Source organism: Micromonospora taraxaci, assembly GCF_007830095.1.
GTDB classification, from domain to species: domain Bacteria; phylum Actinomycetota; class Actinomycetes; order Mycobacteriales; family Micromonosporaceae; genus Micromonospora; species Micromonospora taraxaci.
Map to the genome: position 1 here is coordinate 586,130 of NZ_VIWZ01000001.1, position 26,389 is coordinate 612,518.

The following is a 26,389-nucleotide window of genomic DNA, read 5'->3' on the forward strand; positions in this document are numbered from 1 at the left end:
AACGGGACCAGCGCCTGCCACAACTGGGCCGGACAGACGAACGGGCGGGCACCCGAGGAGGGTGCCCGCCCGTTCGTGTCTGCTCGTCGGCTCAGCCGCCGGGACGACCGCCGGGTCGACCACCGGGCTGGTTGCCGGGCGGGTTACCCGGCGTGCCGTCGGTGTTGCCCGGCGTGCCGCCACCGCTGCTGACCTGGATGCTGACCAGGCCACCCTTGATCGTGCGACCGTCCGGGCTGGTGCCGGCGGCGTCGCCGGCCTTGCACGAGGAGGGGACCTTCGTGCTGGAGACGACCGGTTCGAAGCCGGCGCCCTTGAGTCGGGACTTCGCCTGGTCCACCGAGATGCACTTCACGTCGGGGATGCTGCGCTGGTCACCCTCGGAGATCTTCTGGCCGGGCGGCTCAAAGTTGATCTTCGGCTTGCCCTTCATGGCGTCCCGCAGCGTCTCCCACACCGGCGGGTTGATGCCGTCCTTCTCCCCGTGCTTCATCTTCACGTTCGTCTGCGGCCAGTCCGGGTCGGCCATGATGCCCGCCACCGAGTACTGCTTGGTCATCGCGACCAGGGCGGCGGTCTTCTCCGAGTCGGTGGTGCCGGACTTGCCGGCCACCGGGTAACCGACGTCGCCGCGTACGTTGCCGGCGGTGGCACCAGTGCACTTCGAGGACGACGACCTGTCACCGAGCGGGCACCGGGCGGCGTCCACTGCGGCGCGGGCCACGTCGGTGCTGAACCGCTTCTCGCACCGCGGGTTGGCGATGTCCAGCTTGTTGCCCTCGGGGTCGCGGATCTCCTGCACCGGGATCGGCTCGCAGTACTTGCCGTCAGCGGCCAGGGTGGCGTAGGCGTTGGCCAGGTCGAGCGGGGTGGTCTGCGAGACGCCCAGGGTGAACGCACCCCACTGGTGCGCACCCTTCTCCAGGTCCAGGTCTTCCTGGGACCGGAAGTTGATGCCCAGCCGCTTGGCGGCCTTGACCACGTTCTCCGCGCCGACCTGCTGCTGGAGTGGCACGAAGTAGGTGTTGACCGAGCGGCCGAACGCGCTCCACATGTTGTGCATGCCTGCCATGCTCTCGGTGGAGTTCGTGGGGCAGTAGAAGTTCGTCCCCGGGCAGGCCGCCGGACCGGGTTGGATGATGTATTCCGACTTGAACTGCTTCGGCGCGTTGATGTTGTAGCTGAGCGGGATGCCCTTCTCCAGCGCCGCCACGATGGTGAACATCTTGAAGGTCGAGCCGGCCTGGTAGCCGGTGATGCCGTCGCCGCCGGTGAGCAGCGGGTTCACCGTGGCCGGGTAGTTGCCCCGGATCTTCTTCTTGCTCTTCGCCGGGTCGCTGGAGATCTTGTTCTTCGGGTTCTTCGGGTCGTCCAGCTTGAACTGCCTGTTCACCGCGAGCGCCCGGACCCGGCCGGTGCCGGGCTCGACCACCGCGACCATGGCGGCTTCCTTGCTGTTCTCGCTCTTGGCCTTCCGGACCGCCTTGTCCGCGGCCTTCTGCGCCTGGACGTCGATCGAGGTCACGACCGTGTAGCCGCCGCTCTTCAGGCGCCGTTCCCGGTCGTACGTTGTCGAGCCGAACGTCTCCTGCTGCATCCACCAGCGGTAGAAGTAGTCGCAGAAGAAGCCCCAGCTGTTGACGTTGGCGGAGACGCAGCCGTTCGGGGTGCGCTTGTCCTTCACCTCGAGCTTGACGGCCTTGGCCGCGTCGGCCTCCTGCTGCGTGATGGCCTTGATCTCGACCATGTTCTGGATGACGTAGTCGCGGCGGTCCAGAGCGAGCGGGTAGCCGGCCTTGGTGGTCGGGTCGTTCGTCGTCGGTGCCTTGACCATGCCGGCCAGCAGCGCCGCTTCCTCGATCTTCAGCTTGCTCGGCGGCTTACCGAAGTAGACCTGGCTGGCGGCGAAGATGCCGTACGCGCCGTTGCCGAACGAGGCGAGGTTGAGGTAGCGGGTGAGGATCTCGTCCTTGGAGAATTCCTTGTCGACCTGGAGTGCCAGTCGCATCTCGCGGAGCTTGCGGGCGCTGGTGTCCTCGGTCGCCGCGACCACGTCGGCCGGGTGGGTGGCCGAGTAGGCGATGGCCAGCCGGACGTACTGCATGGTCAGCGTCGACGCGCCCTGCCGGCCGGAGCCTTCGCTCTGGTTGTTGACGAACGCGCGAGCGACACCGTTGATGTCGACGCCGTTGTGCTTGTAGAAGTCGTGGTCCTCGGCCGCGATGATCGCCTTCCGCATGAACGGCGAGATGTCATCGAACTTCACGTCGCGCCGGTTCTCGTCGTACATGGTCGCGAGCGGCGTCTTGCCGTCCGCGGCCAACAGGTAGCTGATCTGTGGCGCGCGGGCCACCGTCAGCTCCGTGGGCAGGGCGCCGAATGTCTCGGCGCCGGCCTTGGCGGCCAAGCCGGACATCGCCACTGCGGGGAAGGCCGCCGCAGCGACCACCACGCCGGCCAACAGGCCACACACGAGTAGCGATGCGGCGTTGGTCAGCACATTGTGGTCACGTTTCCGCATCCAGGTCACCTCGACAGGGTACGCGAGTAGGGAACGAGGGGCGCTGGGGCGTTCTTGCCCCATTTCCTGCGCGCGCTGCCCTCGTTGTGCTAAACGCACGACCCCCGGTGCTTGGTTGCGTGTGACCTGGCGTGAGTCTCCTCCGATTCAGGGAGGCGGCGCAGCGTTATCGCCGACCTCGGCGGGGTAACCGGCGGTCGAAGGCCCGGGAAGCCGGGAGTGTCCGGAATGATGGATTTCGCCGACAACGTTGCGTAATCGGTCGACTACAGAGCATGATGGGGGCGGCGACAAGGCCACATGTCGTCCGCGCCGCCTTGGGGAAGGCAGGCCGGACGATCGGGGGGAATTGCCGGCTGACGTGCATCGACGAGGTCGGTAGGTACTGCAAGGGGGGACGTGTACACATGGGCATGATCACTGACTGGCCGTCACTGGCGGCATGTCAGAACGGGGACCCGGACGCGTTGTTCGTACAGGGCGCCGAACAGAACGTGGCGAAGCGGATCTGCCGGAGCTGCCCAGTTCGGTACGAGTGCCTGGCCGACGCGCTGGACAACCGGATCGAGTTCGGTGTGTGGGGTGGCATGACCGAACGCGAACGGCGGGCGCTGCTGCGTCGTCACCCGCAGGTGACGAGCTGGCGCAAGATGTTCGAGGCTGCGATGAAGAAGAACAGCAAGGACAAGACCGGCAAGGACAAGATCCTGGTCAGCGCTACCAACTGATGCCGGTCACGGCCGGCTGATCGCCGCGCCGATCGTCCGCAGCCCGTCGACGTCGTGTACGTCGGCGGGCTGAGCCGTCACCGACACCGCCGGCACCTCCGGGAACGCCTCGGTGAAGCGCGCGGCGACCTGCTGCTCGCGTACCGCCTGACGGGCCAGTGCCGCGTGCGCCCGCAACACGTCGACGGTGGCCTCGTGCCCACCCAGCTCGGCCAGCCGCTCGGCGGCGACCCGGCTCTGCTCGGCGTCCAGCTCCGGCACCGCCGGCCGGTGCACCCGGTTGAGGACCAGACCGGCAAGCGGCATCCGCTCGTCGCGCAGACGGCCCGCGAAGTAGGCGGCCTCCCGGACCGCGTCCGGCTCCGGTGCCGCGACCAGCAGGAAGGCCGTCTCCCGTGCCTGGAGGATGCGGTACGTCTGCTCCGCGCGCTGCCGGAAACCGCCGAACATCGAATCCAGGGCGGCCACGAAGCCGGACAGGTCGGTGAGCAGTTGTGCGCCGAGGACCTTCTGCACCACCTTCGAGAACATCCCGAACGATGCCGTGACCAGGCTGAACATGCTCCGTCCGCCGCTTCGCGCCGGGGCCAGCAGCAGCCGCAGCATCCGGCCGTCGAGGAAACGGGAGAGCCGGGCCGGCGCGTCGAGGAAGTCCAGTGCCGAGCGGGACGGTGGCGTGTCCACCACGATGAGGTCCCACTCGCCACGGGCGTGCAGCTGGCCCAGCTTCTCCATCGCCATGTACTCCTGCGTGCCGGCGAAGGTCGAGCTCATTGCCTGGTAGAACGGGTTCGAGAAGATCTCCGCGGCCTTCGTCGGATCGGTGTGCTGCAGCACCACGTCGTCGAAGGTGCGCTTCATGTCCAGCATCATGGCGTGCAACTCGCCGCCGCTGCTCTCCACGTCGATGCCCTTGACCTGGCGTGGGGTGTTGTCCAGCTCGGTCAGCCCCAGTGACTGGGCCAGCCGGCGAGCCGGGTCGATGGTGAGCACCACAGTGCGTCGGCCGTGCTGCTCGGCGGCTCGCAGAGCCAGTGCCGCGGCGGTGGTCGTCTTTCCCACCCCGCCGGCACCGCAGCACACGACGATCCGCACGCCTGGGTCGGCGAGGATCTGGTCGACGTCCAGCTGCGGCGCCGCGTCTTCGGAAGGCACCAATCGAGCGTATCGGGCCGCGTGGGTCAACGCGCCCGTGCTGAGCTCAGGTGTGAGTCAATCGGCGCTGACGAGGGCCCGGGCCAGGGCCGTCAGGCCCGCCCGGTCAACCCCGTCGGGCAGCAACGGCAGCTCGCGCATCGGCAGCCCCAGCTCCACCAGATCGGCGCGGAGCGAATCTTCCAGTTCGCGCCGGATGAGCTGGTCCCGGGCCTCGCCGTGCAAACCGGCCACGGTGTCCCGATCGGCTGGCAGCCCGGCGGCGACCAGCCCGCGCCGCAGCTCCGCGGCGGTGACCGCCGGGCCGGCCGGCAGCCGGGGCCGAGCGCCGTTGACGATCACCTTCCCGATGCCGAAGCCGAGCGAGGTCAGGTCCGCGATCGCGTCCACCGTCTCCTGGACCGGCATCTCCTCCAGCAACGTGACCACGTGCACCGCTGTCATCGGGGAGCGCAGCAGCGCCGAGACCCCCTCGCTCTGGGTCTTGATCGGGCCCACCTTCGCCAGCCGGGCGGTCTCCGCCGTCACGTTGAGGAAACGGCCGATCCGCCCGGTCGGCGGAGCGTCCAACACCACCGCGTCGTACGCGCGACGCTGCCCGGAGGTGCGGGTGGTCGCCTCCTTGACCTTTCCGGTGAGCAGTACGTCCCGCAGGCCCGGCGCGATGGTGGTGGCGAAGTCGATGGCACCGAGCTTGCGCAGTGCCCGGCCCGCCGCGCCCAGTTTGTAGAACATGTCCAGGTACTCGAGCAGCGCCTCCTCGGCGTCCACCGCCAGAGCGCGTACCTCACCGCCGTCCGGCGCGTCGGCGAGGTGCCGCTCCTCGTACGGCAGCGGGTCGATACCGAACAGCTGGGCGATGCCCTGCCGTCCTTCGACCTCCACCAGCAGGGTGCGCCGGCCGCCGGCAGCGAGCGCGAGAGCCAGGGCCGCCGCGATGCTGGTCTTGCCGGTGCCGCCCTTGCCGGTCACCACGTGAAGGCGGGCGGACCATCCGGTACCGGCCGGGTCGGCCGGCCACTCAGCTGCACACACCCGTCGAGCCTATCCAGGCCCGGCGGTCACGCGACCTCGCAGACCCACCAACCCGTCTTCTGCACCACAGTGAAGCGCAGGTCCTGGTCAGCCACCTTCTCGTCGGAGGTGGTCATGGTGACCCGGGTGGAGACGGTGGCGCGGTCACCGGTCTGGTTGTCCACCTTCGGGGTGGTCCACCGGAAGCGTGGGTTCTGGTGCGTGGAGGCGTACTTCTCCACCTCGGCGACCTTCGCGGCGATCTTCTCGTCGTCGCGGGAGGCTGCGCAGACCCGACTGGCCGCCTTGGCGGCGTCGCGGTCCTTGTAGACCGCGGTGAGGAACTCGTCGACGGCGACCGCCGGCTCCTTGGCGCCCTCACCGTTCTCGGCGTCGCGCAGGGTCAGGAACGCCACCGCGCCGCCGCCCACGCAGAGCACCATGATCACGGCCAGTGCGATCACCGCGATCAGCAGGCCGCGCTTCTTCTTCGGCTCGGCCGCGCCCTGGTAGGGCGCGTACGCCGGCGGGGGTGGGGGGATCTCCGCGGCGCCCGGCGGTGTCGGGGCGGCAGCCGACGTGGAGCCGCCCGGCCCTTCCGGTTGTCCGGCACCGGTGGCCTGGACGGGGGACGCGGGGAGCGCGGGCTGGGCGGGGGACGCGGGGAGGGCGAGTCGCCCGGACGGTGCGGCGGGGGCTGGCTGGCCGGGGATGGCCGGGGGGCCCGACTGGCCGGCGGACTCCGGGTGGGCCGAAGGGTGGGCGGATGGGCCGGCCTGGTCGCCGCTGGGCGGTTGGGTCATCGTCGTTCCCTCGGGGGTGCGACGCCCGCCGCCACCCAGGGCGCCGAGCGTGATCGAGCGGGCGGCCGGGCGCTGCGCGACCGTCCGACCGGAAGGGTAGCGGTCGATGACCGGATCGGCGTCGCCCTGCCATGCCGGGCGGGCGTCGGTCGGACGGACGAGCACCCGGACCCGGGGTCGACGTCGACGCCCTCGCGCTGACGATCTGTCGCATATGTGACTGTTGGTGCCTGGTTGTGCGCGTCCTATTGGCGGGACTGGGGCCACCGACCTACCTTCGTCCCGGTGCGGGGGCCGGAACGGATGAATACGTCCGGGCCGGAAGCATGATCCGAGAGGTACGACCGGAGGCAGTGCATGCGCGACGCGGACAACATCCCTCGCACCCAGTTCCCGACCAACGACCGGTCCCGACGGCCCGGGTTCGTGGTCGAGGCCGGCGGGGGGCCCGTCAGCGGCCAGCCGGTCAACGAACGGTCGTATCGTCGGATGCCGGAGCAGGTGGAGGCGGCCCGGACGCCGAGCCGCCCCGCCGAGCGGGCCCGCGACGACGACGAGGCGGGCTACGTCATCCATTTGCCGATCCGGGTGCCGAGCCTGGCGGCGGCGACGGTGCTCGCGGGTCGGGTCGCGGTGTCCCTCGGCTTCCTGCCCGAGCTGGACGCCGGCGAGACCACCGTGTCCAACGCCGACGACCAGAACAACCGGCACCGCGTCTTCTGCGACCTGCTGCTGCCCGACCGGTCCCGCTGCCCGCAGGGGTACGAGCACGAAGGGCTCTGTGGGGAGTTGCCGGCCACGCCGGAGCAGCGTCCCGCGTCCCGCCCGGCCGGCGGACCGTAGGCTGTCCCTCGAACAATTCCGCACCGAGAGGGAGCCCTTCAGCGATGCAGAAGTGGGAATACTCCACGGTCCCGCTGCTGGTCCACGCGACCAAGCAGATCCTCGACAACTGGGGCGAGGACGGGTGGGAGCTCGTCGCCGTGGTCCCCGGGCCCAACCCGGACCAGCTGGTCGCCTACCTGAAGCGGCCCAAGGCGTGAGCAACGGTCCGCACGCGAAGCTTGCCGAGCTGGGGTTCGAACTGCCCGAGGTCGTGCCGCCGGTGGCCAGCTACGTGCCGGCCGTGCAGTCCGGCCAGCACGTGTACGTCTCCGGCCAGTTGCCGATCGCCGAGGGCAAACTGCTCGCAACCGGCAAGGTCGGTGCCGGGATCTCCGCCGAGCAGGCCAAGGATCTGGCCCAGCGCTGCGCGCTCAACGCGCTGGCCGCGGTCGACTCGCTGGTCGGCCTGGAGAACGTGGTCAAGGTGGTCAAGGTGACCGGTTTCGTGGCATCCGCGCCCGGGTTCACCGGTCAGCCCGCGGTGATCAACGGTGCCTCCGACCTCTTCGGCACCGTCTTCGGCGAGGCCGGTCGCCACGCCCGTAGCGCCGTCGGTGTTGCCGAACTGCCCCTCGACGCCCCGGTGGAGATCGAGTTGATCGTCGAGGTCGCCTGACGCGTCGGCGTCACCGGTGATCAGTCGGAAGGAAGGGCCCCTTTTGCGGCCCTTCCTTCCGGTTCGCTGGACAAGATCGTGGGGTGTGGCGGGCAGGGTCGTACGATCGCAGCCATGAGCGGGCACGTGACGGCGCCGGCGGCGGCGCTCGCCGACGAGCTGCCGACCTGGGTAACGCTGCTGCGCGCGCCGAACCCCGGGCCGATGACTCTCGACGGCACCAACACCTGGGTGCTGCGCGCCCCGTCGGCCGACCGGGCCGTGGTGGTCGACCCGGGGCCGGCGGACGAGGGGCACCTGAATCGCATCGCCGCGCACGGGCCCATCGGGCTGATCCTGATCACCCACGGCCACCCCGACCACACCGAGGGCGCCGCGCGACTGAGCGAACTGCTCGGCGGTGTGCACGTCCTCGCCGTCGATCCGGCGCACACCATCGGCGGTGAGCCGCTCACCGAGCCGGGTGAACACCTCGGCGGCTTCGGCCTGGAGATCCGTCTGCTGAGCACGCCAGGGCACACCGCCGACTCGGTGTGTTTCCTGGTCGAGCACGGCGACGAGCAGGCGGTGCTCACCGGCGACACCATCCTCGGCCGGGGCACCACAGTTGTCGCCCACCCCGACGGGCACCTGGGTGACTACCTGGCCAGCCTGGAGCTGCTGTCCGCGTACCGGGGAATCCCGGCCCTGCCCGGGCACGGCCCGGCGCTGGCCGACTGCGCCGCCGCCGCCGACTTCTACCTCGCGCACCGTCGGGCCCGGCTCGACCAGGTCCGGGCCGCGGTCGCCGCCGGCGCTCGCACCCCCGCCGACGTGGTGGCTGCGGTCTACGCGGACGTGGACCGCTCGCTCTGGTGGGCGGCCGAGTGGTCGGTCCGCGCCCAGCTCGAATATCTGGGTGTCGACCCTGGGGAATCCGCACCCGGGGTCAGTGGGTTGGAGCACATGTGACCTGCCCCGTGTGTGGAACCGTCGCCGTTCCCGGTGCGCGGTTCTGCCACAACTGCGGTGCCGCGTTGCCGGCCGCCGCCACGTTGCCGGCGGCCGAGCGCCGGGTGGTCACCGTGCTCTTCGGCGACCTCTCCGAGTTCACCTCCTGGTCGGAGGACCTCGACCCGGAACGCGTCGGCGCGGTCACCGACCGGGTGCTCGCCGCGCTCGCCGGCGCGGTGAAGACGTTCGGCGGGCACGTGGACAAGCTGACCGGTGACGGGATCATGGCGGTCTTCGGCGCTCCCGTGGCGCACGAGGACGACGCCGAACGCGCCGTTCGAGCCGCCCTGTCCATGCAGCGGGCCGTCCGCCGGGTGCTCGACGACGAGCGAGGCGGCGGCGCGCCACTCGGGCTGCGCGTCGGCCTGAACACCGGCGATGTCATCGCGGGCATCCAGGCAGCCATCGAGTACACGGTCATCGGCGACACGGTGAACACCGCCGCCCGGCTGGCCGACGCCGCCGCCGTCGGCGCGGTGTACGCCGGAGGGCGCACCGCCGCCGCGACCCGGCACGTGTCGTCCTGGCGGGCGCTGCGCCCGCTGCGGCTCAAGGGCAAGCGGGAGCCGGTCGAGGCGTACGAGCTGCTGGGCCTCCTGGACGCGCCGGGCACCCGGTCGGGGCTCGGCGACGAGGCGCCGTACGTCGGACGGGAGACGGAGATCGGCCGGGTCGCCGGCCGACTCGCCGAGGTGATCGACCAGGGCGACCCGCGGGTGCTGCTGATGACCGCCGAGGCGGGCATCGGCAAGTCCCGGTTCGCCGCGGAGGTCGAGCGCCTCGCCGCCGGGTACGACGTGGGCGCCGGCCGCTACGCGGCGCACACGGGAGCCCGGGTGCTCTCGGTGCGGTGTGCCGCGTTCGGCGAGCGACGCCGGCTCGCGCCCCTGGCCGACCTGGTGCGTGCCGCCGTCGGCCTGCCCAGCGACGCGGCCACCGCGCTGACCCGACCGGCAGTCGAGGAGAGGCTGCGGCGGCTCGGGCAGCGGCTCGCCCGCTCCGGCGGTGAGACCGCGCCGATCGCCACCGAGCAACTGCTCGCCCTGCTCGGCTACGGCGAACTCCCCGCGCACGCCGGCACCGATACCGGCGAGTGGGGTGGGTCTGGCGTCCCGGCGGCGGACGCGGAGGCGGTGCCGAACGCGGTCGCCGACCTGCTCAGCGGCCTCGCCTCGGAAGCGCCGCTGGTGATCGTGGTGGACGACCTGCACGACGCCACCGCCGAGACGATCAGCGCCCTCGGGCTGACCCTGTCCAGGCTCACCGGCCCCGTGCTGGTGCTGCTGCTCGGTCGGCCGGAGCTGGTGCGTACCGCCGGGGCGTTGACCCGGGTCGCGGACGCCGAGGTGCACTCCCTGCCACCACTGCGCGGTGCCGACGCGGCGCGGCTGCTCACGAGCTACCTCGGTGGCGGCAGGTTGCCGCAGGCCGACACGGACCGGCTGCTCGCCACCGCGCAGGGCAACCCGTTCTACCTTGCCGAATTGGTCACCCTGCTGATCGAGCGGGGAGCACTCACCACGGAGTCCACGCGGGGTGTCCGCGCACCGGGGGAGCGGAGCGGCGACCGCGACCAGAGCCCGGCGGCCGGCTGGCGGTTGGTGCCCGGCTCGCTGGGCAGCCGGTTGCTCTCCCGGGACCTCGCCGCCGTCCTCGCCGCCCGGATCGACGCCCTGCCGCCGGACGCCCGTTCGGTGCTGCGGGACGCCGCGGTGATCGGTGACACGGTTCCCAACGGTGCGTTGGAGGCGATGCGCGAACAGCGCGCCGGCCGCGACGGCAGGCCGTCCGCCGTGGTCGCCGTGGAACTCGACCGGGCCGTCGAGGAGCTGCTGCAACGGCGGATGCTGCACCGCTCCCGGACCGGATACTCGTTCGCGACTCCGCTGATGCGCGAGGCCGCGTACGCCGGGGTGAGCAAGGCGGAGCTGGCCGAGCGGCACGCCGCACTGGCCCGCTGGGCGGCGCCAGCGGACGAGGCCGCTCCCGCCGGGCCGGGCGGGTTCACCGACGAGGCCCGGGACGACTTCGTGGCGACGCACGTCGAACGGGCCGCAACGCTCGCCGACGCGGTGAAGCTGCGTCCGGACGCGCCGGCCCGCGCGGTGGTACCACTGGGCGTCGCCGCGCTCGGCAGGGCCGCCCGCCGGTCGCTGTCCGCCGGTGAGCCGGTGCTGGCCGTCGAGTACGCCGAGCGCGCCACCGAACTTGCCCGTGACGGGGTGCCGGCGGCCGATCGGGTCGTGCACGCTCGGGCCCTGCTCCAGGTCGGCCGTGTCGGCGACGCGTTGGCGTACGCCGAGAAGATCGCCGCGAACGCGGGGGACGAGGCCACCCGGGTCGGTGCCCTGCTGCTCGCCGGGCAGGCCCAGGAGACCCTCGGTGATCAGGGCCGGGCGATGACCGCCTGGCACGAGGCGTTGCAGGTGGCCACGGCGGCCGGTCTGCCTGTGCAACGTGCCACCGCGATGCGCCGGATCGGGATGGCCGACTTCGTGGCCGGCCGGTTGAGCCAGGCGAGCAGTCGGTTGGCTGCCGCGTACCAGGTCAGCCTCGGCGCACAGGACCGGCGCGGGCAGGCCTGGTCGTTGCAGAACCTGGCCTGGGTCACCACCACCCGGGGTGACTTCGCAGGCACCGACGCGGTGCTCGGCCGGGCCGCCCGGCTCTTCGCCGAGCTGAAGGACCCGTACGGGCAGGCCTGGCTGCGCGGCACCACGGCGTTCGCCCGACTGCTCGCCGGCCGGCTGCGCGAGGCGTGTCGGATGGCGCAGGTGTTCCTGCCCTTCGGGGAGCGGGTCGGCGAGGCGTGGGCGGTGGGCACGCTGCGCGCGGTGGCCGCGTTCGCCACCGCCGAGCTGGGTGACCTGGCCGAGGCGGACCGGGAGGCCCGGCGGGCGTACCGGGAGTTCGCCGCCGCCTCCGACGACTGGGGGCGCGGGTTCGCGCTGGTGGTCCGCGCGGTCGTGGCACGAGGGCTGGGCGAGTCGGAGCACGCGGCGGACCTGCTCAGCGACGCCCTGGCGTACGCCGAGCGCACCTCGCACCCGCTGCTGACCGGGATGGCCGGCACGCTGCGCGGTTTCGTGGCGTTGGACCTGGGCGACTGCGAGACCGCCGAGCAGATGGCCCGTGCGGTGCTGACCACCGTGGAGCCGCACAACCCGCAGGCCCCGGCGCAGGTGGCACCTCGGGTGCTGCTGGCGACGGCGCGTCTGGCCGCCGGCGACTCGGCGACCGCGGTCGGGCTGCTCGCCCCGGTGGCGACGGCTGCCGCGAACGCGCCCTCGCTGCTGTTCTCCCGCCGTCAGACGATGGCTCAGTACGCGTCGGCGCTTCTCGCTCACGGTCAGCGGGAGCAGGCGTTGGACTGGGCTCGGCGGGCGGTCACCGCGCCGGCCGAGGACGTGCGCAGTCAGGTGATCGCGGCCAGTGTGCTGGCCGAGGCGCTGGCTGCGTGCGGCCAGCCGGCGGAGGCGCTGTCCTGCGCGGACGAGGCGGTCCGACTGGCGTACGCGACCGAGCAGCGCAGCGAACGCGCCGCCGCCGATGCCCTGCACGCCCGCCTGAGCACCCCACCCCTGACGCCCTGACCTCCTGAACTCGGTGATCAAGAGGTTCGCGTCAGGAAACGCCCGTGCGGTGACCGAAACCTCTTGATCAACCTGAAGGGTCGGGGTTGGGTTTCTACCGGTTTTGGGGATGTGGTGGTCGGGGGTAGCGGCTAGCGTGTCACCACCGTGTGCTGGTCCACAGTGGTGACCGTCGCCGTGCCTGGGGAGGCCCTTCATGAAGCTGCCGCGTTCCATCGCGGGCTGGACCATCGCGGTCTTCGGCGTGTTGGCGCTGGTGATGGGCACGGTTGGGCTGCTCTGGCCGGAGGCGCAGTTGCGCATGCTCGGGTTCGAGGTGCCGGAGACGCGTGCCGTCGGTGATCACACCGGCACGTTCCTGTTGGCGTCGTCGATGGCGGCGTTCAACATGGGTGTCTACTACCTGCTGGCCACGGTCACCGAGTGGCGGGCGTTCTACCGGTTCACAGTGGTCTTCCGGTTGGTCACGTTCACCGTCTTCACCATTGCGGTGCTGGCCGACATCGCCCCCGACCGGTTCTTCGGGGTGGCGGCCTGGGAGGGGCTGGGGGCTGTGGCCACCGCTGTCGGCCTGCGCCTGGACGCTCGCCGGGGCGCTCCCGCGGGGGGCATCGACGCGTCCGAGGGTGCCGCGGCGACCGCGGACGCTGAGGAGGGTACCGGTCCAGCCGGAGCCGCTCCGGCGGACGCGGTGCGCTGAGCCACCGGCCGGGTTGGGTATTTTCGAGCGGTGACGGACACCCCGAGCGGCGGCTTGCCGGTTCCGATCGTGCCCGGTCTGACCGATTTGCGGGTTTTTGCCCGGGGTGGATACGCGACCGTCTACCAGGCCACCCAGATCTCGGTGGGTCGCGAGGTTGCCGTCAAGGTGGAGAACCGGACGCTGGACAGCGAGCGGGATCAGGCCCGCTTCCTGCGCGAGGCGCGGGCTGCCGGCCGGATGTCGTCACACCCGCACGTGGTCGACCTCTTCGACGTCGGGGTCACCGTCGACCAGCACCCCTACCTGATCATGGAACTCTGCGACGGCTCGTACGCCGAACGGATGCGTACCTCGCCGCTGGGCCCGGTGGAGGCCCGTGACCTCGGCATGAAGATCGCCGACGCGTTGGCCCACTCACACGCGGCCGGGGTGCTGCACCGCGACGTCAAGCCGGCCAACATCCTCTACTCGCACTTCAACTCGGCAGTGCTCGCGGACTTCGGGCTGGCAGTGCTCGCCGAGCACCGCGACGCGTCGGTCACGCTGGAGGTGCTCACCCCGGCCTACGCGCCACCGGAGATGTTCAGCCACAGTCCGCCGTCACCGGCCGTCGACGTGTACGCGCTCTGCGCCACCCTCTACGCGGTGATGCACGGCCGACCGCCCCGCTGGCAGTCCGAGCGCAATCCCAGCCTGGTCACCGTGCTGGAGATGTTCAACCAGCCGCTGCCCTCGTTGCCCGGGGTGCCGGACGAGCTGATCGATGTCCTGCGTCTGGGCATGGCCAACGAACCCGCCGAGCGTCCCTCCGCCCTGGAGCTGCACGACCTGCTCGCCAACCTGCCCCTCGGGCCGCCGTCGGCACCCGTCAGCGGTGCCCCGGTCAGCGGTGGCGCGACCCTCTCCGGCGCCTACCCGGTCAGCCGGCCCATGCCGCGCCCGGCCATCGAGGACACCCAGCAGGCGGTGCCCAGCGGTCGGCGCTGGCGGCGCTGGTTCCTCGGCGGCGCGGGTGTGCTCGCTCTCGCCGCCTCCGCCACCGCCGGGGCCTGGGTCGCCGACCGGGCGGCGGTGCCCACCCCGAACCCGTCGGTCACCCAGGTCGCCGCACCGGCGACCGGCCCGCTGCCCGGCTGCGCCACCGGCTCCGGTGCGCCGACCGCCCTGCCCGAGGGCGCCCGCTGCCTGCCCGAGCTGGAGTGCTTCGGCCCGGTGCGGATCCGGGGCGACCGCGCGGAGGCGGCCCGGCTGCCCTGCGCCGGCCGGCACACCTGGGAGACGTACGCCGAGGGCATCCTGCCGGTGTCGCTGGTCGGTGCCGCCTATGACGAGGTGATCGCCGCCGCCCAGGTGCGACAGGTGTGCAGCACCACGACGTTCCGGTTGACGACCGGGATCGCCGAGCCGAGCGGCTGGCACCTGGAGGTGCTACCGCCGGTCGACGGCAGCATCGACCGGGCGTACCGGTGTCTGGCCGGGCGGGGCGTGGACGCGCTCGCCGCGCCCACCCTCACCGGCCGCCGCTGAGCCCGTTCGTTCCGCGTCGCCGGTCACGCACCGCACGCAACGCGTCCCGACTGTCGAGGGCGTCGAGGGTGTCGGCGTCGATCCCGTACGGCATGAACTCGGGCGGCCCGACGGCCGGCGCGCGGTCCACCGGCTCCGGTGCGTCGCCCTGCCGGGCGGCCGAGACGGCGACTCCGGCGACCATGGTCAGCAGGACGCAGAGGAGTGCCAGGACCACGCCGAGAAGATCCTGTCGACGCCAGATGACCAGCATGGCCAGCGGCGCGAGGGCTCCCAGCGCCGCGAGCACCGCCACCGTCCGCGCATCGGGTCTGGGCAATTGGCTCACCCGTCCAGCATGTCGTGACGAGCCCGGCTGTCAACCGCAGAGCCGACCGGCGCGCCGATCGGCATCGATCGGCTGGGCGGTCCAACATGGCTGCTCGGCGTCCACACTCAGTGGACGAGAGCCGCTACTCTCGGTGTCCCGCAGGCTCTTCCGGCAGCGAGGTCGCCCATGAACTCAGGCAGGTCGCAGTCCCGGCTCCGCTCGGTCGCGTCGACGCTGGCCGTCGCCCTCACCCTCGCCCTGGCCGCCGCCGCGGGCTGCGACAGTCGGCAGGAGCCCGAGCTGCCCTCGGTGCAGGAAAAGATGCGCGACACGCACATCTACGGCCAGTCGAAGCTGCGGATCGGTGTCGCCACGAACGAGCCGTTGATGGGCGAGTTGCGGAACGGCAAGCACGCCGGTTTCGACGTCGAGATCGCCAAGTACATCGCCGCCTCCCTGGGCTACGAGGGGGACCAGCGGCTGGAGTTCGTGCCGGTGGCCACGGAGGAGCGGATCCCCGCGCTCCAGGGCGGCACTGTGGACCTCGTGGTCTCCAGCTTCTCCATCACTGAGGAGCGCAAGAAGGTGGTGAGCTTCGCCGGGCCGTACTTCGTCACCACCCAGGAGGTGATGGTGCCGACCCGGTTGAAAGGCAAGATCAGCACCATCGAGGACCTCCGTAACCCGGACTACAAGATCTGCACCAGCGGCGGCTCCACCACCGAGGCCGAGCTGGGAAGTCACCAGGTCAAGGCGTTGGTCGTGAAGACCGTGGGTGACTGCGTCAACGGCATCCGTGCCGGCCGCTACGACGCGGTCAGCTCCGACGAGACGATCCTCGCCGGCTTCCTGGCCCGACACCCGAAGGAGTTCGAGATCGTCGACCTGCCCTTCGGCACCAGCGAGTTGCTGGGCATCGGCGTGCCGATCGGCGACCCGGCACTCCGCGATCTGGTCGCGTTCTTCCTGCAGAAGAGCTACCAGCAGGGCCGCGACGAACAGGCGAGCCCGTGGCAGACCGCGTACAACCAGACCCTCGGTCCATGGCTGACGGCCGAGAAGCGCCAGCCGCAACCGCTGGAGGTGCCGAAGCTCGTCGACTTCGACGACAAGGCACCCGCGAAGTGAGCGCGGCGAGCACCGCCGCCGACGGCGACGGCCCGGTCCCGCCGCCCCGCCGATCCGTGCCGGGTGACGACGCCACCGCGCCGGCCACCGGCGGTACGGTGCCCGTGGCCGGTGGGGTGGACACCATCGACTGGCCGGCCGGAGTTCCGGTCGCCGAGCCCGCCGAGCCGGTCGTCGCCGAGGTGGAGCACGGGCGGGTCCGATGGGACCCGGCCGAGCGGCGTGCCCGAGCCAGCCAGTCGTTCTGGACCGCTGTGGTGGGCGTACCGGCGATCTTCTCGGTGCTCCGCCTCGGGGTGGAGGCCGGCGGGGAACTCCAGACCACGCTGTTGCTGGTCGCGAACGTCGGGCCGGTCAACCTGCTCGCCGGCTTCCTGACCACGGCTGCCCGGCTGCTCTCGACCGGAATGGTCGCCGTCTTCGCGCTCGGCGCGGTGTTGGCCGTCAGCGCCGACCAGCTGCCGCCGGGCACGCGTCGCCGTCCGCTCTTCGCCCGCTGGGCCGACATCACCCCGGCCTGGGTGGTCCTGGCCAGTTTCCTGCTCGCCCTGATCACCTGGCCGCTGCTCTACCTTCCGTTGCTGTTGCCGGCTTTCGTGGCCGCGTTCCAACTCCGCCCCGCCCGCCTGCACGAACGGGTGCTGCCACGGCTGCTGATCATCGTCGCGCTGCTCGCCGGGTACGGCTGGCTGATGCTGCCCACGCTGCGTGAGGCGGTGAAGCAGGGCGGTGAGGGGCTGGTGCTGGCGCTCCTCGTGGTGCCTCCGCTGCTCGCCCTGTTCATCGCCGGACCCCTGCCGGGCCTGGTGATCCGGCCCCTGGCGTCGGTGACCGAGGTGGCGGTGCTGGCCACGCTGGTCTGGGCCGCGGTGCCGGTGATCAGCACCCCGGTGTTGCCGTTGACCGTCACCACAGTGGGCCCGGAGAGCGGACCGACCGAGGACGTACGCGGGCACGTGGTCACCACCGACGACGTCAACATGGTGATCCTTCAGGAGCAGGGCGGGGTCCGGTACGTCCCGGTCGACCTGGTCCGCGCGCAGGTGCTCTGCCCGAGCGAGGAGGAGCTGCCCCGGCACCAGTTGCGCATCCACGACTTCCACGTCGAGGACTCCCTGTTGGAGGGGATGGGCCGACGGGTCCGCCCGGTCCACCGCATCGACGCCGCCTGCCGCACCGCACTCTGACCGCACTGGTCGACGGCTCAGTACGACTTGTCCTGGCCGAGGACGTGCTGGGCGACGAAGTTGAGGATCATCTCCCGGCTGACCGGGGCGATCCGTCCGGCCCGCACCGCGCCGAGCAACGTGGCCACCCCGTACTCGGTGGTCATGCCGGCCCCACCGAGCACCTGGACGGCGGTGTCCACGGCGAGCGCGGCGGCCTCCCCGGCCGCGTACTTGGCCATGTTGCCGGACACCCCGGCCTCCAGGTCGCGGCCCGCGTCGTAGAGGGTGGCCGCCTTCTGGATCATGAGGCGGGCCAGTTCCACCTGCACGGCCGCGTGTGCCAGCGGGTGCGAAACGCCCTGGTGGGAGCCGATGCTCCGACCACCCCAGACCTTCCTGGTGGCGGTGTACTCGCTGGCCCGCTCGATGGCGTACCGGCCGGTGCCGGCACCCATCGCCGCCACCGTGATCCGCTCCGGGTTGAGCCCCGCGAAGAGCGCCGGCAGTCCGGCGTCCAGCGACTCACCGAGCAGCGCGTCGGCGGGCACCCGCACGTCGTCCAGGTAGAGCAGGAACTGGTTCTCCGGGGAGACGATCTCCATGTCCAGCTTGGACCTGGTCAGCCCGGCCGCGTCGGTAGGCACCAGGAAGAGCGCCGGCTTGAGTTTCTGCGGAGACGTGTCCTCTGAGCCGGCTGGGCCGTCATCGACGGCGACCCGGGCCACCACCAGGACGTGACCCGCCTCGTCGACACCGGAGATGTAGCACTTACGGCCGTTGAGCAGCCAACCGTCACCGTCCCGGCGGGCCACGGTACCGAGCCGGTGAAAGTTGGAGCCGGCCTCCGGCTCGGTGATCGCGAACACGATCTTCTGGGAGCCGTCGGCGAGACCGGGCAGGTGCCGTTTGCGCTGCTCCTCGGTGCCGTGGCGGGTCAACACCGTCGCCGCGATCGCGGGGGAGACCACCAGCAGCAGCAACGGGCAGCCGGCCGCCGCCAACTCCTCGCAGACGATCGCCAGGTCGGTGATGCCGCCGCCCCCGCCGCCGTACTCGGTGGGGATGTTGACGCCCAGGTAGCCCAGCCGGCCGGCCTCGGCCCAGAGTTCGGTGGTGTGTTCGCCGGCCTTCGCCTTCTCGACGAAGTAACCGTGGCCGTAGCGACGGCCGAGCGCCCGCACGGCGTCGCGTAGCTGATCCTGCTCGGGGGTGAGGTCGAAGGTCATCGGGGGTCCTCCTCGGTAGTGACCACAGCCAGCACGGCACCCGTCCGGACCTGGCCGCCGGCCGGCACCGGCAGCTCGGCGACCACACCATCGGTGGGGGCGAGCACGGGATGTTCCAACTTCATCGCTTCCAGCGTGAGCAGTGGTTCGCCGGCCGCGACCCGCTGGCCGACCTGGACGTGCACCCGGGTCACCGCGCCGGGCAGCGGCGCGAGCAGCGACCCGGCGGCCACCTCCGCGGTGGGCAGCGGAAGGCGCGGCAGCTCGGTCAGGCTCGCCGCCCCGTCCGGGCCGTCCACGAAGACCGTCGACAGCACCCGGTGTACGCGGAACGCGCGCCGGACCCCGTCGACGTCGAGCACCACCCGATCCGGGGTCGCCTCGACCAGCGCCACTGTGGCGTCATCGGCCGACGGGTCGGTGGACCATTCGGCGAGGCCGCCAGTACGGTCCAGCCGGTAGCGGACCTCGATCTCGCCGTCGGGGCCGGCGAAGCGGGTGACCTGCGGGACCGCCGGCACGTTGCGCCACCCTGACGGCAGCCCGCCGAGCACGGGGGACGAGGCGCGACGGCCGGCAGCCGAGGCGAGCGCGGCGGCGAGGGCGGTGACCGGAACCTGTTCGGCGGGGAGCAGCGGGGCGAAGACCTCGGGGTGCCGGTCCAGGAAACCGGTGTCGATCTCGGCCGCCGCGAACTCCGGGCTGCGGAGCACCCGGACCAGCAGGTCGCGGTTGGTGGCCACCCCGTGCACCTCGGCCCGGGCCAACGCGCCCGCGAGTGCGCGGGCCGCCTCGGACCGGGTCGGCGCCACGGCGATCACCTTGGCGACCAGCGAGTCGTAGTGCACCCCCACCTCGGAGCCCGCCACGACGCCGGAGTCCAGCCGCAGGCCGGCCCGTTGGAGCCAGCCGAACTCGCGGTCCACCCCCGGCACGTCGAAGCGGTGCAGCGTGCCTGTTGCCGGCCGCCAGCCCTGCGCCGGATCCTCGGCGCACAGCCGCGCCTCGATCGCGTAGCCACGCGCGGCGGGGTAGTAGCCGTGCTCGGGCAGCGGGTCGCCCTCGGCCACCAGCAGTTGCAGCCGGACGAGGTCCAGCCCGACCGGCGTGGTCAGCTCGGTGACCGGGTGCTCCACCTGGAGGCGGGTGTTCATCTCCAGGAAGAAGAACTCCCCGGTCGGTGCCAGCAGGAACTCCACAGTCCCGGCGCTCACGTAGTCCACCGCGCGCCCGGCCGCCACCGCCGCCTCGTGCAGCCGCTCCCGCAACTCCGCCCCGACGACCCCGGGCGCCTCCTCGATGATCTTCTGGTGCCGGCGCTGGATCGAGCACTCCCGGACACCGAGAGCGGCGACCGTACCGTGGGTGTCGCCGAAGATCTGCACCTCGACGTGCCGGCCGCGTTCGACGTACCGCTCGATGAAGACAGTGCCGTCACCGAACGCCGCAGCCGCCTCGCGGCGCGCGGACGCCACGGCCTCGGCCAGTTCCCCGGCGTCCCGGACGATCCGCATGCCACGCCCGCCGCCACCGGCGGACGCCTTCACCAGCACCGGGAAGTCGGTGACCTCGTCGGCGTCGGTCCAGCTCGGCAGCATCGGCACGCCGGCGTCGGCGAGCAGCGCCTTCGCCGCCAGCTTGTCGCCCATCGCGGCGATCACCTTGGCGGGTGGGCCGACCCAGGTCAGCCCGGCGTCGGTCACCGCAGCCGCGAACTCGGCGTTCTCGGCGAGGAATCCGTAACCGGGGTGGACCGCGTCCGCGCCGGTGCGCCGGGCGGCGTCCAGGATCAGGTCGATCCGCAGGTACGTCTCGGACGGAGTGTTCCCGGGCAGCCGAACCGCCTGGTCGGCCTCCCGCACGAACGGCGCCGACGCGTCAGCGTCCGAGTGCACGGCTACCGTCTCCACGCCCAGCGCCCGGCAGGTCGCGAAGACCCGACGCGCGATCTCACCCCGGTTGGCAACGAGCAAACGTTCGATCATCGGTTGACCCCTCACATCCGGAAGATGCCGTAGCCGTCGGCACCCTTGACGGGTCCGCTGTGGATCGCCGAGAGGCAGAGCCCGAGGACGGTCCGGGTGTCCCGTGGGTCGATCACCCCGTCGTCGTAGAGCCGGCCGGACAGGAACAACGCGCCGGACTGCGACTCGATCTGCTGCTCGACCATCATCCGCATCGCCGCGTCGGACTCCTCGTCGTAGTCACGCCCCCGCGCTGCCGCCGCCTGGCGGGCCACGATGGAGAGCACGCCGGCGAGCTGGGCCGGGCCCATCACCGCCGACTTCGCGTTCGGCCAGGTGAACAGGAACCTCGGCTCGTACGCGCGGCCGCACATGCCGTAGTTGCCAGCCCCGTACGAGGCGCCCAGGTTCACCGTCAGGTGCGGCACCGTCGAGTTGGACACCGCATTGATCATCAGCGCGCCGTGCTTGATGATGCCCCGCTGCTCGTACTCGGTGCCGACCATGTAGCCGGTGGTGTTCTGCAGGAAGATCAGCGGGGTGTCGGCGGCGTTCGCGAGCTGGATGAACTGGGCCGCCTTCTGCGCCTCCTCGCTGAACAGCACCCCACGGGCGTTCGCCAGCACGCCCACCGGGTAGCCGTGCAGCTCGCCCCAGCCGGTGACCAACGCACCCCCGTACGCCGGCTTGAACTCGTCGAACTCGCTGCCGTCGAGGATCCGGGCCAGCACCTCACGCGGGTCGAACGGCACCTTCAGATCGGCGCTGGTGATGCCGAGCAGCTCCTCCGGGTCGTACTTCGGTGGCTGCGGCACCGCCGAACGCGGCGGCGGGCCCTGCTTGCGCCAGTTCAGCCGGCGTACGCACTGCCGGGCCAGCCGGATCCCGTCCCGCTCGTCCTCGGCCAGGTAGTCGGCGAGCCCGGAGGTGCCGGCGTGCATCTCCGCGCCACCCAACGACTCGTCGTCGGTGACCTCACCGGTCGCCATCTTCACCAGCGGCGGCCCGGCCAGGTAGACCTGAGACCGGTCCCGAATCATGATCACGTGGTCGGACATCCCCGGCACGTACGCGCCACCGGCCGTGGCGTTGCCGAAGACCACGCTGACCGTGGGGATACCCGCCGCCGAGAGCCGGGTCAGGTCACGGAACACCCGGCCACCCGGGATGAAGATCTCCGCCTGGGTGGGCAGGTCCGCCCCGGCCGACTCGACCAGGTTGACCATCGGCAGCCGGTTGGCCAGCGCGATCTCACCGGCCCGCCGGGTCTTGGCGAGGGACCACGGGTTGACCGCGCCGCCTCGTACCGTCGGGTCGTTCGCGACGATCAGGCACTCCACGCCCTCGACCACCCCGATCCCGGTCACCACGCTGGCCCCGACCGGGAAGTCCGTACCGAACGCGGCGACCGGCGACAACTCCAGGAACGGGCTGTCCGCGTCCACCAACAGCTCGATGCGTTCCCGAGGCAGCAACTTGCCGCGCGCGTGGTGCCGGGACACGTACTTCTCGCCGCCGCCCGCCCGAGCCTGGTCCAGAGCGGCATCCAGCTCGGCCAGCCGCTCCAGCAGGGCAGCCCGGTTCGCCGCGTACCCGGGCGCCGTCGGGTCGATCGCGCTGTCCAGAGTGCTCACGGTGCCTCCTTCGTTCGCGACTGCGGGGCTCGCAAAATCGGCTCACTCCTCGCGCTCACAGCCCTATGCCCTTCGCGATGATCTCGTTCATGATCTCGGTGGTACCGCCGCCGATGCCGAGGATCCGCGCGTCGCGGTAGTGGCGCTCCACCTCCGCGTCGCGCAGGTAGCCGAAGCCGCCGTGCAGTTGCAGCGCCTGGTCGACGACGTGGTCGCAGGCGGCCACCGCCACGTTCTTCGCCATCGCCACCTCGGTCACCACCGGCTCGCCGGCCGCGACCCGGTTGGCCACCTCGTGCACGTACGACCGGGCCGCCTCGGCCCGCGTGTGCATCTCCGCCAGCCGGTGCCGGATCAACTGCCGGCTGGCCAGCGGACGCCCGAAGGTCTCCCGGTCCCGGCACCAGCGCACGGCCAGTTCGACGCAGCGCTGCGCTGTCGCGTACGCCTGGGTGGCCAGCGACAGCCGCTCCGCGGCGAAGTTCTGCATGATCGCCAGGAAGCCGGTGTCCTCCGCGCCGATCCGGTTCGTCACCGGCACCCGCACGTCGACGAACGACAGCTCGGCGGTGTCCGAGCAGTGCCAGCCCAGCTTCTCCAACCGGCGCCCCACCGTGAACCCGGGCAGCCCCTTGTCGATGACCAACAGGGTCAGCTCGCCGCTACCCGGGAAGTCGGTGCAGACGGCGGTGGTCACGAAGTCGGCCCGGTGCCCGCTGGTGATGTACGTCTTCGACCCGTTCACCACGTAGTGGTCGCCGTCCCGGCGGGCCGTGGTGCGGATGCCGGCCACGTCGGAGCCGCCGTCCGGTTCGGTGATCGCCAAGGCGCCGATCATCGTGCCGGCCAGGGTGGGTCTGACGTACCGCTCGATCAGGCCGTCCTCACCCGGGGACGCGGTGCCGCCGAGCCGACCGCCCAGCGAACCTCCGGTGTGGGCGCCGGCCGCCGCGACCATGTGCGGCAACGCGATGCCGTGCGTGAACAGGGCTGCCACCAGCCCGGACGAGCCACCCGAGCGGATCAGTTCCTCGGTCACGATGATCGAGTCGAGCAGTTCACCGCCGCTGCCGCCGACCGACTCGGGGAAGCCGATGCCGAGAAGGCCGATCTTCGCGGCGGTGGCGTGCAGCGCCCGGGGCACCTCACCGGCCCGCTCCCAGTCGTCCAGGTGCGGCAACACCTCGCGGGTCACGAAGGCCCGGGTCAGCTCCCGTAGTTGCCGCCGCTCCGGCGTGTCCACGATGCTCATCGGGTCACTCCGTCCGCTGCGGTCGGCCCAGTCGGCACGTCGGCCGGCAGGTCGACGATCCTCGCCCGCAGCAGCTCACCGAGCGCCTTGGCCTGCGGATCGAACCGGGTGGACGCGGCGACCCCCTCCCCGAGCAGACCCTCGATGACGAAGTTGACCGCCCGCAGGTTCGGTAGCTCGTAACGCCTCACCGACAGTGGCGCGGTCTCCGGCAACAGCTCGGCCAGGCGCGCCACTGTCAACCAGTCGCGCAGCCACTCGTACACGGCGTCGTGGCGCGCCCAGACGCCCAGGTTGGCATCCCCGCCCTTGTCCCCGGATCGCGCGCCGACCAGCTCGCCGAGCGCGCCACGGCGGGTCGGGCCGTCGGCCGTCGCGCCCCCGCCAGCTGTCGTCTCGTCCTCCGACGTGGGTGCGGTACGGATCGGCGGGGCGATCGACACCCGCTCACCGCCGGGCAGCACCGCGACGTGAGCCACGGCGTCCTGCGGCACCTCGTCAGCGGTGAAGACACCGTACGGTGTCGCGTCGCCGGGCAGTGTGGTCAGCGTGCAGCCCGGGTACGAGGCCAGCGCCAGCTCCACCGCGGCGGCCGAGAACGCCCGCCCGGCCCGTGCCTTGTCGCCGTGCCGCAGGTGTACGTGCAGCAGCGCGCTGGCCGCCTCGGTGTCGGCGGCGTCCGGGTGGTCGGTCCGGGCCAGCGTGAACTCCAGCCCGTCCGTGCCGACCGCCTCCTCGACCTGCCCGCGCACCAGCGCCGCCTTCGCCTCGACGTCCAGTCCGCAGAGGACGAACGTCATCGAGTTGCGGAAGCCGCCGAGGTTGTTGACGCCCACCTTCAGCGTGGCCGGCGGCGGGGTGCCCCGGACGCCGGACACCCGGACCCGGTCAGGACCGTCCGGGCTCAGCGCCACCGTGTCCAGTCGGGTGACCACGTCCGGCCCCAGGTACGCCGGCCCGCCGATCTCGTACAGCAGTTGTGCGGTGACCGTCTCCACGGTGACCGCGCCACCGGTGCCGGGATGTTTGGTGAGCACCGTCGAGCCGTCGGCGTGCACCTCGGCGATCGGGAAACCGGGCCGGTGCCCGCCGTCGGGCAGCTCGGTGAAGAAGCTGAAGTTGCCTCCGGTGACCTGCGCGCCGCATTCGACGAGGTGGCCCGCGACGGTCGCCCCGGCCAGCTGGTCGAGGTCGTCGCGACTCCACTTGTATCGGGCGATGGCCGGGCCGACCACCAGCGACGCGTCGGTGACCCGGCCGGTGACCACCACGTCCGCGCCGCCGTCGAGGCACGCGGCGATCCCGAACGCGCCCAGATAGGCGTTGGCGCTCAACGCGTCCGGCCGTTGGATCGTGTCGCCCTCGACGTACCCCACCTTCGCGGCCAGGCCCAGCCGGATCGTGAGGGACTCGATGGCGGCGGCCAGGCCGGCCGGGTTCAACCCGCCGGCGTTGGTCACGATCCGCACCCCACGGTCCAGGGCGGTGCCGAGGCAGGTCTCCAGTTGACGCAGGAATGTCTTCGCGTAGCCCAGGTCGGGGTCGCGCAGCCGGTCCCGGGCGAGGATCAGCATGGTCAACTCGGCCAGGTAGTCACCGGTCAGCACATCCAACTCACCGCCGTCGAGCATCTCCCGCCACGCGGTGAACCGGTCCCCGTAGAAGCCGGAGGCGTTACCGATGCGGATCACGCTCGTACCCCGTCTCCGCCGGCCGGCTCACGGCCGACGCCCGGCGGCCCGGCGAACGCCTGCGCCACGTCGAGCCACTCGTCGGCGACCGGGCCGGTGGCGACCAGGGCGAGGTCCGCGCGGTGTCGGCGCTGGGTGACCAGCAGGCAGAAGTCTCGAGCCGGGCCGGTCAGCCGGTCGGCGGCGTCCGCCGGCCCCCAACTCCACGTGTCGTCGCCGGGCCCGACCAGCTCGACCCGGACCGGCGTCGTCGGTGCCGTCCGGCCGTGGGCGGCGAAGCCGTGCCCGAGGGTACGCACACCGAGGTGCGCGACGTGCCGCAACCGCTCGCTGTCGGGGCGGACGACGCCGAGTGTGTCGGCCACGTCCTGACCGTGTGCCCAGGTCTCCATGATCCGGGCGGTGGCCATCGAGGTGGCCGACATCCGGGTGCCGTACCAGGGGAGCTTCTCTCCGGCCGGGACGGCACCCAGTGCGTCGGCCAGCGCCGACCGGCCGGTCCGCCAGCGGTGGAGCAGTTCCTGCGGCGGGGCGAGGAATTCCTCAGCGCCCGCGTCGACGAGCCGGGTCGCGTCCGGCGCGCTGGTCACCGTTGCGTAGAACGCCTCGGCGTCGGTGGCGGCCAGCAGCGCCACGTGGTCGGTCCAGGCGAGGTGCGCGATCTGGTGCCCGATGCTCCAGCCGGGTGCCGGGGTGGGCCGGGCCCAGTCGGCGGCCGGCAGCGGCGCCACCAGGGCGTCCAGTTGGGCGGACTCGGCGGCCAGATCCGCGAGCAGGTCGGTGAGGTCGACCATGGTGCCTCCGGTCGGTGGTGGCCGGTGCGGCCGGCGGTCAGGGCGTGAGCAGGGTGGCGAGCTGGCGCTTCCAGGTGGCCAACAGGGCGGTACGACGGGCGGAGTCGTCGTTGAGCAGGTTGGCCACCCCGAGCCCGCGGAGCAGGTCGAGGGTGGCCTGCACCGCTTCGCGGACGCCGGGTCGACGCTCGTCGACGCCGAGCAGGGCAACTGTCAGTCGGTGCATCTCCCGGCCGACTGTCGCCTCCAGCGGCACCAGGGCGTCCCGGAGCTCCCGGTCGGTGCGGGCGGCGACCCAGAGTTCGAGAGCTGCCACGAACAGCGGCCCGGTGAACGCCACGCCGAGCAGGTCGATCACCCGGTCGAGGCGCTGCGGCCCGGCCGGCAAGGCCTCGGCCTCGGTGCGCAACTCGGCGGCCCGCCGCTCGGCGAGGTGGGCCACGGCGGCCGTCACCAGCGCTGCCTTCGTCGGGTAGTGGTGCAGCTGGGCCCCCCGCGAGACACCGGCCCGGGCGGCGACGACAGTGGTCGTGGTGCCGGACCAGCCGTGCTCGATCAGGCAGTCGACGGTCGCCTCCAGCAGCCGGGCCTGGGTGGCGCGGCTGCGTTCCTGCTGCGGGACTCGCGTCGGTGTGGAAGGCACGCGAACAGCCTGCTGCCAACGAAACAAACAGTCAAGCCTG

General features: G+C 71.9%; 22 protein-coding genes. 10 read left to right on the forward strand and 12 right to left on the reverse strand.

Translation table 11 applies throughout. The features are described from left to right. Window positions 1-91 precede the first annotated feature (91 nt). Window positions 92-2,521: a penicillin-binding protein gene (locus FHU34_RS02820; protein ID WP_145778552.1), complete on the reverse strand. Its 2,430-nt coding sequence runs from the start codon at window positions 2,519-2,521 to the stop codon at window positions 92-94. 407 nt (window positions 2,522-2,928) lie between these two features. On the opposite strand from FHU34_RS02820, the gene FHU34_RS02825 reads away from it, so the two are divergent. Beyond that, window positions 2,929-3,249, forward strand: coding sequence for a WhiB family transcriptional regulator (locus FHU34_RS02825; protein WP_145778553.1), 321 nt, complete (start codon window positions 2,929-2,931; stop codon window positions 3,247-3,249). A gap of 6 nt (window positions 3,250-3,255) precedes the next feature. On the opposite strand, the gene bagB is transcribed toward FHU34_RS02825, so the two are convergent. Genes bagB through FHU34_RS02840 form a run of 3 tightly spaced genes read right to left on the reverse strand, consistent with a single transcriptional unit; the run spans window position 3,256 to window position 6,131 of the window. After that, window positions 3,256-4,407, reverse strand: coding sequence for an ArsA family ATPase (gene bagB, locus FHU34_RS02830; protein WP_167524752.1), 1,152 nt, complete (start codon window positions 4,405-4,407; stop codon window positions 3,256-3,258). 54 nt (window positions 4,408-4,461) lie between these two features. Then, window positions 4,462-5,439, reverse strand: a complete 978-nt coding sequence (bagA, locus tag FHU34_RS02835) for an ATPase BagA (RefSeq protein ID WP_145778555.1) — start codon at window positions 5,437-5,439, stop codon at window positions 4,462-4,464. A gap of 26 nt (window positions 5,440-5,465) precedes the next feature. Next, window positions 5,466-6,131 carry an Rv0361 family membrane protein gene (locus tag FHU34_RS02840; protein WP_145785417.1) on the reverse strand — a complete coding sequence of 222 codons (666 nt, stop codon included), beginning with the start codon at window positions 6,129-6,131 and terminating at the stop codon, window positions 5,466-5,468. Window positions 6,132-6,578: 447 nt separating this feature from the next. Here FHU34_RS02840 and FHU34_RS02845 point away from each other — a divergent pair, with 447 nt between their 5' ends. From FHU34_RS02845 to FHU34_RS02870, 7 genes are all read left to right on the forward strand, one after another. Beyond that, window positions 6,579-7,064 (forward strand): hypothetical protein, encoded by a 486-nt coding sequence (locus FHU34_RS02845; RefSeq protein WP_145778556.1) that lies wholly within the window; start codon window positions 6,579-6,581, stop codon window positions 7,062-7,064. 44 nt (window positions 7,065-7,108) lie between these two features. Next, window positions 7,109-7,264 (forward strand): Sp36 family protein, encoded by a 156-nt coding sequence (sp36, locus tag FHU34_RS32815; RefSeq protein WP_007466198.1) that lies wholly within the window; start codon window positions 7,109-7,111, stop codon window positions 7,262-7,264. Then, a complete protein-coding gene (locus FHU34_RS02850) occupies window positions 7,261-7,722 on the forward strand; it encodes a RidA family protein (RefSeq protein WP_088950573.1) in 462 nt (153 codons plus the stop codon). The genes sp36 and FHU34_RS02850 overlap by 4 nt, the downstream gene beginning before the upstream one ends. A gap of 114 nt (window positions 7,723-7,836) precedes the next feature. Then, a complete protein-coding gene (locus tag FHU34_RS02855; RefSeq protein WP_145778557.1) occupies window positions 7,837-8,673 on the forward strand; it encodes an MBL fold metallo-hydrolase in 837 nt (278 codons plus the stop codon). Further along, window positions 8,670-12,308, forward strand: coding sequence for an adenylate/guanylate cyclase domain-containing protein (locus tag FHU34_RS02860; protein WP_145778558.1), 3,639 nt, complete (start codon window positions 8,670-8,672; stop codon window positions 12,306-12,308). Before FHU34_RS02855 ends, FHU34_RS02860 begins: the two co-directional genes overlap by 4 nt. Before the next feature lie 196 nt (window positions 12,309-12,504). Next, window positions 12,505-13,008, forward strand: a complete 504-nt coding sequence (locus FHU34_RS02865) for a hypothetical protein (RefSeq protein WP_145778559.1) — start codon at window positions 12,505-12,507, stop codon at window positions 13,006-13,008. 30 nt (window positions 13,009-13,038) lie between these two features. Continuing rightward, on the forward strand, window positions 13,039-14,538 hold the full coding sequence (locus tag FHU34_RS02870) for a serine/threonine-protein kinase (protein ID WP_145778560.1): 1,500 nt from the start codon (window positions 13,039-13,041) through the stop codon (window positions 14,536-14,538). On the opposite strand, the gene FHU34_RS02875 is transcribed toward FHU34_RS02870, so the two are convergent. Beyond that, window positions 14,522-14,866, reverse strand: a complete 345-nt coding sequence (locus FHU34_RS02875) for a hypothetical protein (RefSeq protein ID WP_145778561.1) — start codon at window positions 14,864-14,866, stop codon at window positions 14,522-14,524. The two genes, FHU34_RS02870 and FHU34_RS02875, sit on opposite strands and share 17 nt — an antisense overlap. 168 nt (window positions 14,867-15,034) lie before the next feature. Between FHU34_RS02875 and FHU34_RS02880 the strand changes: the two genes are divergently transcribed. Then, a complete protein-coding gene (locus tag FHU34_RS02880; protein ID WP_145778562.1) occupies window positions 15,035-15,976 on the forward strand; it encodes a transporter substrate-binding domain-containing protein in 942 nt (313 codons plus the stop codon). Then, window positions 15,973-17,163, forward strand: coding sequence for a hypothetical protein (locus FHU34_RS02885; protein WP_145778563.1), 1,191 nt, complete (start codon window positions 15,973-15,975; stop codon window positions 17,161-17,163). The genes FHU34_RS02880 and FHU34_RS02885 overlap by 4 nt, the downstream gene beginning before the upstream one ends. Window positions 17,164-17,180: 17 nt before the next feature. Here the strand turns inward: FHU34_RS02885 and FHU34_RS02890 are convergent, their stop codons facing one another. The 7 genes from FHU34_RS02890 to FHU34_RS02920 are packed head-to-tail and all read right to left on the reverse strand — an operon-like array spanning window position 17,181 to window position 26,349. Beyond that, window positions 17,181-18,371 carry an acyl-CoA dehydrogenase family protein gene (locus FHU34_RS02890; RefSeq protein WP_145778564.1) on the reverse strand — a complete coding sequence of 397 codons (1,191 nt, stop codon included), beginning with the start codon at window positions 18,369-18,371 and terminating at the stop codon, window positions 17,181-17,183. Further along, entirely contained in the window at window positions 18,368-20,356 is a 1,989-nt protein-coding gene (locus FHU34_RS02895) for an ATP-binding protein (RefSeq protein ID WP_145778565.1), read from the reverse strand. The genes FHU34_RS02890 and FHU34_RS02895 overlap by 4 nt, the downstream gene beginning before the upstream one ends. Before the next feature lie 11 nt (window positions 20,357-20,367). Further along, on the reverse strand, window positions 20,368-21,969 hold the full coding sequence (locus FHU34_RS02900; RefSeq protein WP_145778566.1) for an acyl-CoA carboxylase subunit beta: 1,602 nt from the start codon (window positions 21,967-21,969) through the stop codon (window positions 20,368-20,370). Between the two features lie 55 nt (window positions 21,970-22,024). Beyond that, a complete protein-coding gene (locus FHU34_RS02905) occupies window positions 22,025-23,221 on the reverse strand; it encodes an acyl-CoA dehydrogenase family protein (protein WP_145778567.1) in 1,197 nt (398 codons plus the stop codon). After that, complete coding sequence (locus tag FHU34_RS02910) at window positions 23,218-24,912, reverse strand: acyclic terpene utilization AtuA family protein (protein WP_145778568.1); 1,695 nt, start codon at window positions 24,910-24,912, stop codon at window positions 23,218-23,220. The genes FHU34_RS02905 and FHU34_RS02910 overlap by 4 nt, the downstream gene beginning before the upstream one ends. Then, on the reverse strand, window positions 24,909-25,706 hold the full coding sequence (locus FHU34_RS02915) for a TIGR03084 family metal-binding protein (protein WP_145778569.1): 798 nt from the start codon (window positions 25,704-25,706) through the stop codon (window positions 24,909-24,911). The genes FHU34_RS02910 and FHU34_RS02915 overlap by 4 nt, the downstream gene beginning before the upstream one ends. 37 nt (window positions 25,707-25,743) lie before the next feature. Continuing rightward, the gene (locus FHU34_RS02920; RefSeq protein WP_145778570.1) at window positions 25,744-26,349 is read right to left on the reverse strand and encodes a TetR/AcrR family transcriptional regulator; all 606 of its coding nucleotides are present in this window, start codon (window positions 26,347-26,349) and stop codon (window positions 25,744-25,746) included. Window positions 26,350-26,389: the final 40 nt, after the last annotated feature.